This is a genomic window from Rhizobium sp. 0TCS1.26, from assembly GCF_050455525.1.
Lineage (GTDB): Bacteria > Pseudomonadota > Alphaproteobacteria > Rhizobiales > Rhizobiaceae > Neorhizobium.
This window is the reverse complement of the sequence record NZ_JBCIYV010000005.1, coordinates 119,386-131,410: the sequence shown is the minus strand read 5'-3', so window position 1 is coordinate 131,410 and position 12,025 is coordinate 119,386. Positions and strand designations below refer to the sequence as shown.

At 61.2% G+C, this 12,025-nt stretch carries 11 protein-coding genes and 2 pseudogenes; 4 read left to right on the top strand and 9 right to left on the bottom strand.

Features of this window, described 5'->3' with window-relative positions; translation table 11 throughout:
- Positions 1–60: 60 nt before the first annotated feature.
- The 6 genes from AAIH46_RS20275 to AAIH46_RS20250 all read right to left on the bottom strand — a co-directional run bounded on the left by AAIH46_RS20275 (position 61) and on the right by AAIH46_RS20250 (position 6,074).
- Positions 61–987, bottom strand: a complete 927-nt coding sequence (locus AAIH46_RS20275; protein WP_430307877.1) for an ABC transporter permease — start codon at positions 985–987, stop codon at positions 61–63.
- Positions 984–1,910, bottom strand: coding sequence for an ABC transporter permease (locus AAIH46_RS20270; protein ID WP_430307876.1), 927 nt, complete (start codon positions 1,908–1,910; stop codon positions 984–986). The genes AAIH46_RS20275 and AAIH46_RS20270 overlap by 4 nt, the downstream gene beginning before the upstream one ends.
- A 34-nt stretch (positions 1,911–1,944) precedes the next feature.
- Positions 1,945–2,922, bottom strand: a complete 978-nt coding sequence (locus AAIH46_RS20265) for an ABC transporter ATP-binding protein (protein ID WP_430307875.1) — start codon at positions 2,920–2,922, stop codon at positions 1,945–1,947.
- Between the two features lie 10 nt (positions 2,923–2,932).
- On the bottom strand, positions 2,933–4,006 hold the full coding sequence (locus AAIH46_RS20260; protein ID WP_430307874.1) for an ABC transporter ATP-binding protein: 1,074 nt from the start codon (positions 4,004–4,006) through the stop codon (positions 2,933–2,935).
- A gap of 243 nt (positions 4,007–4,249) precedes the next feature.
- Positions 4,250–5,302 carry a D-2-hydroxyacid dehydrogenase gene (locus AAIH46_RS20255; RefSeq protein WP_430307873.1) on the bottom strand — a complete coding sequence of 351 codons (1,053 nt, stop codon included), beginning with the start codon at positions 5,300–5,302 and terminating at the stop codon, positions 4,250–4,252.
- A gap of 280 nt (positions 5,303–5,582) precedes the next feature.
- Positions 5,583–6,074 (bottom strand): VOC family protein, encoded by a 492-nt coding sequence (locus AAIH46_RS20250; protein WP_430307872.1) that lies wholly within the window; start codon positions 6,072–6,074, stop codon positions 5,583–5,585.
- Positions 6,075–6,119: 45 nt separating this feature from the next.
- Here AAIH46_RS20250 and gcvA point away from each other — a divergent pair, with 45 nt between their 5' ends.
- Positions 6,120–7,022, top strand: coding sequence for a transcriptional regulator GcvA (gene gcvA / locus AAIH46_RS20245; protein ID WP_430307871.1), 903 nt, complete (start codon positions 6,120–6,122; stop codon positions 7,020–7,022).
- Positions 7,023–7,215: 193 nt separating this feature from the next.
- Here the strand turns inward: gcvA and aztC are convergent, their stop codons facing one another.
- From aztC to aztA, 3 genes are read right to left on the bottom strand one after another with little or no spacing between them, the layout of a single operon-like run.
- Positions 7,216–8,220, bottom strand: coding sequence for a zinc ABC transporter substrate-binding protein AztC (gene aztC / locus AAIH46_RS20240; protein ID WP_430307870.1), 1,005 nt, complete (start codon positions 8,218–8,220; stop codon positions 7,216–7,218).
- A gap of 17 nt (positions 8,221–8,237) precedes the next feature.
- Entirely contained in the window at positions 8,238–9,104 is an 867-nt protein-coding gene (gene aztB / locus AAIH46_RS20235) for a zinc ABC transporter permease AztB (RefSeq protein ID WP_430307869.1), read from the bottom strand.
- Positions 9,097–9,900, bottom strand: coding sequence for a zinc ABC transporter ATP-binding protein AztA (gene aztA, locus AAIH46_RS20230; RefSeq protein ID WP_430307868.1), 804 nt, complete (start codon positions 9,898–9,900; stop codon positions 9,097–9,099). The genes aztB and aztA overlap by 8 nt, the downstream gene beginning before the upstream one ends.
- A 171-nt stretch (positions 9,901–10,071) precedes the next feature.
- On the opposite strand from aztA, the pseudogene AAIH46_RS20225 reads away from it, so the two are divergent.
- From AAIH46_RS20225 to AAIH46_RS20215, 3 genes and pseudogenes are all read left to right on the top strand, one after another.
- A pseudogene (locus tag AAIH46_RS20225) lies at positions 10,072–10,206 on the top strand (GTP-binding protein); the annotation flags it as partial.
- A gap of 44 nt (positions 10,207–10,250) precedes the next feature.
- The gene (gene aztD / locus AAIH46_RS20220) at positions 10,251–11,489 is read left to right on the top strand and encodes a zinc metallochaperone AztD (protein WP_430307867.1); all 1,239 of its coding nucleotides are present in this window, start codon (positions 10,251–10,253) and stop codon (positions 11,487–11,489) included.
- Positions 11,490–11,556: 67 nt separating this feature from the next.
- Positions 11,557–11,985: pseudogene (locus tag AAIH46_RS20215) on the top strand (Fur family transcriptional regulator).
- The last annotated feature ends 40 nt before the right edge of the window (positions 11,986–12,025 follow it).

Genomic DNA, 12,025 nt, shown 5'->3' with positions numbered 1-12,025 from the left:
ATGCAGTCTTCGGCATTTGCTGCTCTTGTGATTGGATTTTCGGCACTCAGAAACGAGCGCTTACAGAAGGTTTTTCAACCTCGGATCGAGATAGTCTCTCAGCCAGTCACCGAGGATATTGATGGACAGCACGGTCAGCGAGATCGCGATCCCGGCAGGAACCGTCAGCCAGTCAGCAACGCCTATATACTGGCGTCCGTCGGCAAGCATGGTCCCCCAGCTCGGCACGCTCGGCGGCACCCCGACGCCGAGAAAGCTCAGCGACGCTTCCGCGACGATGTTGCTGGCGACCGTGAAGCTTGCGATGATAATCACCGGGCTCCAGATATTCGGCAGGATATGCTGAAAGATGATGCGCCATTGGCGCTCGCCTGTGGCGCGTGCCGCCAGCACGAACTCGTCGTTCTTCAGCGAGAGGACCTGACTTCGGACGATACGCCCGTACTGGACCCATCCGGTCAGTCCGAGCACGAGGATCAGCTTGTCGAGGCCGCTGCCCAGCACCGCCATGATGGTGAGCGCCAGCAGGATGGTTGGGAAGGACAGCTGGATATCGCAGATCCGCATGAAGATATCGTCGACCAGGCCGCCGAAATAGCCGGACAGCAGGCCTACGAGCAGACCGATTGCCCCTGATATGACGACGGCCGAAAGGCCGACGACCAGTGAGACGCGGGCGCCGAAAATCAGGCGGCTGAGCACGTCGCGGCCGAGCGCATCGGTACCGAGCCAGAAGGTCGTGCCGGCGCCGTTGGTATAGCCCGGCGGTTTCAGCCGCTGGATGATCTTGATGGCCGACGGATCACTCGGCGAAATCCATTGAGCTGCAAGTGCGGCAATCACGACGAGGAGAAGGAGAACGGCGCTGATCGTCGCCGCCTTGCTGCGGAAAAGGCGCGAGGAAAACGTGTTGCGCCGGGAACGCTGCGCTTTGCCTTCTTCGTCCGAAGCAACTTGCATTTCCGGTGTGGAGCCGATGTCGGTCATGAGCCGTACCTGATGCGAGGGTCGATCAAGGAATAGGTGAGGTCGATCAGGAGATTGACGCCCGCGAAGATGAGCGCCAGCATGATCACGCCCGCCTGGACGACATAGAAATCCTTGGAGCCGATCGCTGCGACGATCTCGCGGCCGACGCCCGGCCAGCCGAAGATCGTCTCCGTGATCACGGAGCCCCCGAGAAGAAAACCGAGCTCGAGGCCGATTGACGTAACGATCGGCAACAGCGAATTGCGCAGCACGTGCGCGTAAACGACACGGCTTTCGGAAATGCCCTTCGCACGCGCAGTGCGGACGAAATCACGCTGCATGAAATCCAGCATCGAGGATCGCGTCAGCCGCATGTTGCGGGCAATCGGAAAGGCAGCGAGCGTGATCCCCGGCATGATGATGTGCTGCCACGTGCCACTGCCGGAGATCGGCAGCCATTTGAGATAGACGCCGAAGAACATGATCAGCAGGATCCCGAGCCAGAAACTCGGGATGGACTGTCCCGCGAGCGCCAGAATCGTGGCGATCTTGTCGAGCGGCTTATGCGGCCTGATCGCCGACAGCACGCCCAGTGGTATCGAGATGAGCAGCGACAGCACGAATGCGAAGGAGGCGAGCTTGATCGTCGCGGGCAGCTTGTCGGTGATCACCTCGTAGGCCGGCTGGTGGCGGATGAAGGAATAGCCGAAATCCCCCTGCAGAGCATTCCCGACAAAGCTCGCATACTGGACATACCAGGGCCGGTCGAAGCCCATCTTGACGCGAAACTCCTCGATCTGCGTTACCGTCATGCGGTCCGTCGCATCACCGAGGATGACCTCCGTTGGATCGCCGGTCATGAACAGCATGCCGAAAGCGACGATGCTGACACCGAAGACCACGATCAGCGACTGCAGGACACGGCGGATAAGATAGCGCATGCGGCTCAGCTACTCCCTCTGGGACGCTTGGATTTCAAACGAGATGACATGCGACCCAATGTCCTGTCTTGGCCTCTCGGAATTCCGGCTCCACCATGCGGCACTGATCGACGGCCATCGGACAGCGCGTGCTAAACCGGCAGCCCTTTGGCGGATTGGCTGGGCTCGGCGGATCACCGGCAAGGATCGTGCGCTGCCGGCGCCGCTCCAGGGGCGGATCGGGGATCGGGATCGCCGAGAGCAGCGCCCTGGTGTAGGGATGCAACGGGTCATCGTAGAGGTCTTTGCTGGAGGTCAGCTCCATCATCTTGCCCAGATACATCACGCCGACGCGGGTCGAGAGATACCGCACCATGCTCAGGTCGTGGGCAATGAAGAGATAGGTGAGCCCCAGATCCTCGCGCAACTGCTCCAGCAGGTTGATGATCTGGGCCTGAATCGAGACATCGAGCGCCGAGATCGGCTCGTCGCAGACGATGAAATCCGGAGAGGTCGCAAGGGCCCGCGCGATGCCGATGCGCTGGCGCTGTCCGCCGGAGAATTCGTGCGGGAAGCGGTCGCGCAGGTTCACGTTGAGCCCGACCTTCTGCATAATCTCGGCGACGAGCTCCTTTTCCTCCTTCGCCGTCTTGACCAGTCGGTGAACCCGCAGTGGCCTGGCGATGATCTCGCCGACCCGCATCTGCGGATTGAGCGAGGCATAGGGGTCCTGGAAGATCATCTGCATGTGGCGCCGCGTGCGACGCACCTCATCCGCTCCCCGGCTGGCCAGGTCGATGCCCCGGAACGTCACTTCTCCCGAGGTCGGCTCGTACAGGCGCAGGATCGTCCGGCCGGTGGTCGTCTTGCCGCAACCGCTTTCGCCGACGAGACCCAGGGTCTCGCCCTTCATGATATCGAAACTGACGCCATCGACCGCCTTCACTGCGCCGATCGTCCGGCCCAGAAATCCTGCACGAATGGGAAAGTGCATCTTCAGGTCTTTGACGCGGACGAGGATGTTGTCGCTCATGTTTCGGTCCTCACGACATCAACTGGCTGTGCCAGCATGCAACGGCATGACCTGGCACGACCTCGGCGATCGGCGGATTTTGCTGCCGACAGATATCCGTCGCGAAACCGCAGCGCGGTGCGAAAGGACAGCCTGTGAGCGTACCCAGAAGGTTGGGCGGCAGGCCGCCGATCGCCTGCAGCTTGGTCTTGACGCGTGCGTCGAGCCGCGGCAGCGAATTCAGCAATCCGATCGTGTAGGGATGTGCCGGCCGGGCATACAGCTCGTCGACGGGCGCCTTTTCGACGATATGGCCGGCATACATGACGGCGACCGTATCGGCGAGACGGGCGACGACACCGAGATCGTGGGAAATCCAGATCACAGCGGTGCCCAGCTCATCCTGCAGTCGTTTGATCAGTTCGACGATCTGCGCCTGGATCGTGACATCGAGCGCCGTCGTCGGTTCATCGGCAATGATCAGCTGCGGCGAGCAGGACAGCGCCATGGCAATCATCACCCGCTGCCGCATGCCGCCGGAAAACTGATGCGGATAGTCGTCAAGCCGCTTGTCCGGCGTCGGGATGCCGACCATGCCCAGGAGATCCGACGCCTTTGCCCTTGCCTGGCGGTGCGACAGGTTCTCGTGCGCGTGGATGTTCTCGGTGATTTGCGCACCGACCCGCATCACCGGATTGAGCGATGTCATGGGATCCTGGAAGATCACCGAAATGGCTTCGCCACGAACCTTCCGGAGGCTCCGATCGTCGAGCTTCAACAGATCTTCGCCCTTGAACAGGATCTCGCCGCCGACGATGCGGCCCGGCGGAGACTGGATAAGCCGCAGGATCGACAGAACGCCGACCGTCTTGCCGCTGCCGCTTTCCCCCACGATCGCCAGACATTCGCCCTTGTCCACCGTATAGGAAATGCCGTTCAGCGCATTGACGACGCCATCGGCCGTGTAGAACTTGGTTTGGAGGTTCCGGACTTCGAGGAGCTTTGTCCCTTTTTCCAAGACCGGCCCATGATCACCCGCGTCCGATACGGTTGCCGAACGTCCCTTCACATCCGCAACCAGATTGGATGAAATGCTCGCCGTCATGCGATCGCCGTTTGGCGGTTCACGAGGGCCGGAGCGAGGCTATCATGTGTCGTTCGGTCTTCGAAAAATCGACCACTTTTGTTCACAAGCGCCCCATCGCACTGCGTCTGGTGTTCGGTGATGGTAGGATCGAATAAAACGAACAAAGGCCACCTTCCTGCTTGTTGAAGTACCACGGAACCTGCCTTCCAAGCTCGCGTCTCAGTTCTAGGGCGACTTCCAAAACCCATCAGAGACGCTGGCTCAGTAGCCGCTCTCCCGATCATAGAGGTTGCGCAGCGGCTGACCGGCCGCGAAGCGCCCGAGATTGTCGAGGAAGATATCGACGATACGTGTGTTTTCGAGGCCAACCGTGCTGGCCGAATGGGGAGAGATCAGCACGTTTGGCAGATCCCAAAGCTGGCTGTCTTTCGGGAGTGGCTCGACTTCGAACACGTCGAGCGCAGCGCCCTTGATATGGCCGGAGCAGAGCGCCTTTATCATCGCGGCCTCGTCGATCACCTGGCCACGTGAGATGTTGACGATGACGGAACCCGGCTTCAACGCCGCGATCTCGTCAACGCCGATCAGCCCGCGGGTTTCCTCGGTGAGTGGGCAGCAGAGGATCACCGCATCGACCTCCGGCAACACGCTCTTGATATCGCGCTGGTCGATCATGCGGCTGACGCCTTCCGGCGCCTCGACGCCGGAGCGGCGACGCGTACCCCAGACCTCTACCCCGAAACGCGCGCAGTCCAGCGCGATGGTCGCACCCAGTGAACCAAGGCCGACGATGAGCACGCGCGCGCCCTCGAGCCCTTGCGCTGTGTAACGCTCATAGCGGTGCGCCTGCTTCTCGGCATTGAGATAAGGCACGTCCCGGAAGAAATACAGCAGACCGAGCATGGCGAATTCCGCCAGGGGGCGGGCATGGACGCCCGATGCCGTCGTGAAGGCGATATCGCTCTTGTCGAGGCCGGTGCGACGAAGAAACTCGCCGATCCCGGAACTGGTCGCCTGTACCCAACGCAGGTTCGGCGCATTGGTCGGCATGCCTGCCGCATCCAGACGGTCGAAGTCGAAGAAGATATCGGCACGCTTCAGGCAGTTCGCCCACCGGGCTTTTTGGCCCTCATCGAAATTCCGGGGCTCGCCACCATGATCGGCAACGTATCGAGGCTTGGCCAGCAGTTCCGGCTCGTGGATCACATCGAAGCGGTCCGGATCGAAAGCCCTGATACGCGCGACATGCTCGTCCTCCAGGGGAGAAGCAATCAGGATGGTCAGTTTACCGGCAGGATCACGTGCAGCTGTCATCTATCTCTCGCCTATTGCTTACAAAACGCCGAGCGGTCTCGTAGTCGACCAACAAGAATGGCTGGAACGACCACGGTATTGGTGTCCCGCCACGCGCGGTCTCCCTTGAAAAGAGCCCGCTGCCGCCGCCGTGCGAGAGCCGGGTTACGACGTCTCGGCATGCAAACCTCCACCACCAGCACCCGCGAAACGCTCATGGACGTTGCGCGACGGCGGTGAAGGCGTAGCCGATTTCACGAGAGTTCACGGCAAGTCCGATCTGCCTGTCTGGAATGATCGCTCAATGGTCGAACAAGCCGTCGGGATTCTTGAAGGATTTGAACTCGAGCGCATTGCCGGCGGGATCCTTCAGAAAGAACGTGCCCTGTTCGCCGGGCTCGCCCTCGAAGCGCAGCTTTGGTTCGAGAATGAAGGGCCAGTTCACTGCGCGCAAGCGCGCGATCATGCCGTTCCAGACTTCCCATGGTAAAACAGCGCCGAAGTGATGGAGCGGCACAAGATCGCTTCCAACCTTCGAAGTCGCCGGAGATTTAGGGTCGCTGTTTAGATGTGCAGAGATCTGGTGTCCGAAAAAATCGAAATCGATCCAGTTTTCGGCCTCGCGACCGACCTTGCAGCCGATTACCTCGCCATAGAAATGGCGAGCAGTCTCCTTGTCGTCGATTGCGAAAGCCATGTGAAAGGGGATCATGCACTTCTTTCCGAAATTGTGACGGTTACCGTCTGCGACCTTGGGAGGGTTGCAGACTATCGGCTTGGCAAAACTCCTCAAGGTGCATAAAGATCTGCGATTGATGAGTTGAAGGAATGCAAATCTTTGAGCCGCCGCCTATTGCCTTCCCTCAATGCATTGCGGACATTCGAAGCCGTTGCTCGTCACAGCAGTTTCACACGTGCGGCGGAAGAGCTGAATGTGACGCAGAGCGCGGCCAGTCGCCTCGTGCGAAGCCTTGAAGAATATCTGCAGATCCCGCTTTTCACACGGCAGAGCCGCCGAATCGAGCTGACGGACGAAGGGCGTTTCTACAGCCGCCTAGTGCATGAGGCTCTCGATCTCGTGGAGGCCGGCACGGTCGAACTTATTTCCTCAAGCAAAGGAAAGGGAACCCTATCGATTGGCATGCTGCCTACGTTCGGTACGCGCTGGCTGTTGCCGCGCCTGCCGTCCTTTCAGGAAAAACATCCCGAGATCGCGCTCAATATCATCTCAAGCGATGGTGAACTGGACTTCACAAAGGAGCGGATCGATGTTGCCATCCGTTTCGGCCATGGAAACTGGCAGGATGCGATCGTTGACCCTCTGATGTCAGAGGAGATAATCCTGGTCTGCAATCCGAACGTCATGCAGGGGCCCAACCCGCTCGCCAGCTATAGGTCGCTTCGTCATCACCCGCTCATCCGACACTCGACACGGCCGAACAGCTGGGACCACTGGTTCCGCTCTGTTGGCGTGCAGCATGACAACATGCGCTGGGGGCCGAGCTTCGAACATTTCTTCATGATCATTCAGGCTGTCATCGCCGGCCTTGGGGTTGCACTGCTACCGACTTTCCTGGTCGAGGACGAGATCAGGAACGGAACGCTGGTTGCTCCGTTCACGGCTCGCATCGCCGGTCCCGGGGCCTACTATCTCGTCACATCGGCCGCGAAGGCTGAGCTCAACCGCGTCAAGCTGTTCAGGACTTGGATGCTGACCCAACTGCCAGCCGCAGGGTCTTGATATCTGCTGCCGCATGCGGCGGCACTAAAAGTAATAGTCCGGCCTCATTTCAACAGTGTACTGGGACCACGAGCAAGCTACTCACGCGCGTCCGTTCATGCGGTTCATGCCGCAAGGCTAAAATGGTGGGAACCTGAGCTTCACTTGTGCGGGAAGAGCCCTGCCAAGCCAGTTGCCGGGCAGGGCCGACCGATTAGCCGCCGACGATGGCCGACGTCATCGTCTTCACGTTGTAGCGAAACATATCGATATAGGTGGACGCCGGACCGTCGGGACCCGACAACGCATCGGAATACAGCGTGCCGCCGACCGTAAGGCCGGTCTCCGCTGCGATCTGCTCCACAAGCCGCGGGTTGGTGATGTTCTCCAGGAAGATCGCCGATGCCTTGTCTTCCTTCACCTGATCCACGAGCTTGGCGACATCTGCCGCCGACGCTTCCGCTTCCGTCGAAATGCCTTCCGGGGCGATGAACTTGATGGCGTAGTCGCGCTCGAAATAGCCGAATGCGTCGTGCGAGGTGATGATCGTCCGCTTTTCCGCAGGGATGGCGTCGATGGCCGACTTCACCTCTGCCTCCAGTGCCGCAAGCTTCGTCAGAAAGGCTTGCGAGTTCGCAGTGTAGGTGACGCAGCCCGCCTTGTCGGCCTGGCAAAAAGCGTCGGCGATGTTCTTCACGTAGATCTCGGCGTTGTGGATCGACTGCCAGGCATGGGGATCGAATGCGCCATGGTGGTGATGGCCTTCGTGACCGTGGTCATCGTGCCCCGCTTCCGCATGGTCTTCCCCTGCATGATCATGCGCGGCTTCCGCCTTCTCCCCAGCCTCGTGCTGCTCATTCTCCTCCTCGGTATTCTTCAGGGGCTCGATGCCTTTGCTGACTTCGACAACCTCAGCCTTGGTGCCGCTGGTCTCGATCAAGCGGGACATGAAGCCCTCAAACTGCAGGCCGTTGACCAGAACGACATCGGCACCCTCGAGCGCCGCAGCATCGGCCGGACGTGGCTGATACACATGCGCGTCTCCATCGGGACCAACGAAGGTGGAGATGGCGACCCGTTCGCCGCCAACATTCCTGGCAAGGTCGGCGATGATCGAGAAGCTGGCAACGACCTTGAGTTCTGCCGCGGATGCGTTGGATGCGATGCCGCCGAGCACCAGGAGGCTCGTAAAGGTGGTCAGGCGTAACGTCTTGAACATGGGAAACTCCTTTGTTGTCAGGCTGTCTTGTGGCGACCGGAGGTGAACAGGCTCGCGAGCACTCCCCTGCGGCCGACGAGTGCGGAAAAGAGATAGAAGGCGCCGGCGATGAAGATGATCGCGGGGCCAGAGGGCATGGACGCGTGATAGGAGAGCAGCAGGCCGCAGACCGACGACAGCATGGCGATGCCGACTGCAATGAGACACAGGCTGCGCACATCGTTCGACCAGAAGCGGGCACCGACGGCCGGCAGCATCATCAATCCAACCGACAGAAGCGTGCCGAGAGCCTGGAAGCCGCCCACGAGGTTGAGGACCACCAGCACGAGAAACAGCAGGTGAACCGGCCCGCCGATGCGGCTCACGGACCGCAGGAAGAGCGGGTCGAGGCATTCCGCAACCAGCCCTCTCCAGAAGACGATGAGGATGGCGTAGGTGAACACGGCAATCCCGACGATCAGCCCGAGTGCCTCGTTGTTGAGCGCCAGGACCGAACCGAACAGGACATGCATCAGGTCAACGCTCGACCCGCGCCACGACACGATCAGCACGCCGACGGCGAGCGAAATCAGGTAGAAGGCTGCCATGGAGGCGTCCTCCTTCTGCACCGTCAAGCGGGAGACGAGCCCCGAGCCGAGTGCGACCAGAAGGCCGATTGCGACACCGCCGATCGTCATCGGTATGATCTCGAGACCGAAGAACAGGAAGCCGAGTGCGGCGCCCGGCAGAATGGCGTGCGACATGGCATCGCCTGTCAGGCTCATCCGCCGCAGCATCAGAAATACACCGACCGGCGCGCAGGAGACGGACAGGATCAGCGACCCGAAGAGCGCCCGCTGCATGAAACCGTAGTGCAGGAACGGGCCGAACAGATAATCAGCCAAGGCGCGCCACCGTCTTCTGTACCCGTTCCCCCGCCAGATGCCCGTCTTCGTGGCCCGCTTCAGGCCGCCGCTCCTCGCACCAGCCGGCATTCTCGTCCCACGCTTCCTGGAACCCCCTCGCCCGCACCAGATTGGCGGGCGTCATGACGTCTGCGGTCCTGCCCCATCCCACCAGGGTCCGCGCCAGCAGCATCGTGTCCGGGAAGTGCTCATGCACAAGGGAATGATCGTGCAGCACGCACAACACGGTGCGACCCTCGGCGACCCAGGCTTTGATGAGCGTGATGAGGTCGGTGATGGTTCGGTCATCGACGGCATTGAAAGGCTCGTCGAGGAGGATCAGGTCGGTATCCTGCAGCATGGCGCGGGCAAACAGCGTTCGCTGCATCTGGCCGCCCGAAAGGCTGTCGATCGGACGCGTTTCGAACCCGGAGAGACCGACGGCGCGCAGACACCGGGCCAGCTCGGCCTGATCGCTGCTGCTGACACGCCCGAGCAGCCCGCGGCGTTGCCAGAAGCCGAGTGACACGAGATCCACCACCCTTGCCGGAAAACTGCGGTCCAGCTCCGACTGCTGTGGCAGATAGGCAAGGCGTCCGAAGTGCGGCCTGCAAAGGCCGCTCATCGGCCTCAGTATCCCTGCAATGCCCTTCAGAAGCGTCGACTTTCCGGATCCATTGGCACCGACGATCGCCGTCAGAGATCCACGTTCAACGCCGCCGGTGAGATGATGGACGGCAGCATGGCCCTGGTAACCCAGTGTGAAATTCTCGAACTCAAGACAAATATTGCTCATCGCATCCTCGGGGATTGACAAGCCCTGCTTAGGTAACGTTATTACGTTCGTCAATCGGAAACGTAACGGTATAACGTATTAGATGGTGCCGGGAACGGTGCCCATCTGGAGGCGATCACGTCACAGCAGAAGAGCGACCCAACACTGGTGACCGTCCTGACCGGCTATCTCGGCGACCACCAGCGCGCCTGAAAGAAGAATGAGGCCCGTGTCACGCGGCTCGCCTTCATCGGACGCAATCTGCCCCGGGACATCATCCGCGACGGCTTCCGGAAATGCCGCGCTGTTCGACAGGCGGCAGAATAGGTCCACTCGCCACACTCAGATCTCAACATGAAGAAAGGTATTCCATGAGACTGTCTCTCGCCCGAAACCGTCTGCTCGCCGCAGTCGCCGTCAGCATGGTTCTGGCCGCAGCTGGCGCGTCCGCCGAGGACGATTACGAGAGCAAGGAGGCATGGCGCCTCTTTGTCGCCGACCACACAAACCCCGTGGTCCGCGCCATCGATTTTGAAACGGGCAAGGAGCTGGGTCGGTACGACGTGAAGGGCGCGGCGGCGCTGACCGCCAGTGCCTCCGGCCAGACCGTGTTTGCCACGCAGTCGGACCACGACATCGTCCACATCCTCAAGACCGGCATCAACGTCTCCGACCACGGTGATCACCGCGATCTCGATGTGTCGGATGTCGGGCTGTTGCCGGTGACGTTCGAAGGCAAGCGGCCGTTCCACGTCGTCCCGCACGACGACCATGCCATCCTCTTCTACGATCGCGGCGGCAAGGCCGACATCATCGATGAAGCGGCATTGCTCGAAGGCAAGGCCGAAGTGAGGACGATCGACACGACGAAGCCGCATCATGGCGTCGCCGTGACGATGGGCCGCCATGTGCTGGTTTCCGTTCCGAACACCGAAATTGAGACCAAGCCGGACGAGTTGCCGCCACGCGTCGGATTGCGGGTGATTGACGAGAAGGGCGAACAGGTTGGTGAGATGGCGACATGCACCGATCTTCACGGCGAAGCCACCTCGGCGCGGCTTGTCGCCTTCGGCTGCAAGGAGGGCGTTCTGATTGCCCGTCCCGGCGGAACCGACGGGCCAAAGCTGGAGATGCTCGCCTATCCCGCCGACCTGCCGAAGGCCTCTACGGGAACGTTGCTCGGCGGCAAGGCCATGCAGTTCTTCCTTGGCAACTACGGCGAGGACAAGGTTGTGCTGATCGACCCGGACAGCGACGAACACTTCAAGCTCATCCAGCTGCCGACGCGCCGCGTCGATTTTCAGCTCGACCCGGCGAACCCGCGCAATGCCTACATCCTGACCGAGGATGGCGACCTGCACGTGCTTGACGTCATCAACGGCAAGACCGTCCGCAAGGCCAGGGTTACGGAGCCGTACAGCAAGGACGGCCACTGGCGCGATCCGCGCCCGCGTCTGGCCGTTGCCGATGGTCGCATCGCCATCACCGACCCGCGTCATTCGCTGGTTCGGGTCTTCGATGCCGACACTCTGGCAGAGGTCCGCACCATCGCTGTCGAAGGACAGCCTTTCTCGATCGTCGCCGTCGGCGGCTCCGGCGCCTCGCATTGACGTAAACGCGGGTCCGGAACTGCTGCGGCGTGTCCGGACCCGCAATCGCGCCTGCCGGGAGACGGTGATGCAGCACACAGCCCACGCGGACGACCCGAAGCTGACGAGGAACCAGAAGCTGGTGCTGTCCGTGCTGCAGTCGTGCGACCAGCCGCTGATGCCTATGCGATCCTCGGTCGGCTGCGGACGATGGGCTCAAGGCACCGCTCCAGGTCTACCGCGCTCTGGAGAAGCTTCGTCAAGCAGGTCTCATCCACCGGCTGGAGAGCATGAACGCCTTCGTCGTCTGCTGTCATTCCAGGCATGGCCAGATCCACCCGGGGATGACGGCGTTCGGGGCCTGCGAGGCCTGCGAGGCCTGCGAGGCCTGCGGCGAGGTCAGCGAGCTTCATGACGGCAAGGTCGAAGAGGCCCTACCCGACATGCCAGAGGCAGCGACTTCAAGATCCGCGCCACCACCATCGAAGTCCACGGTCTCTGCGGCGCTTGCCGTTAGGCACCTGATCGCCAGACCAGGCGTTCTCGGCGTCCCGCTT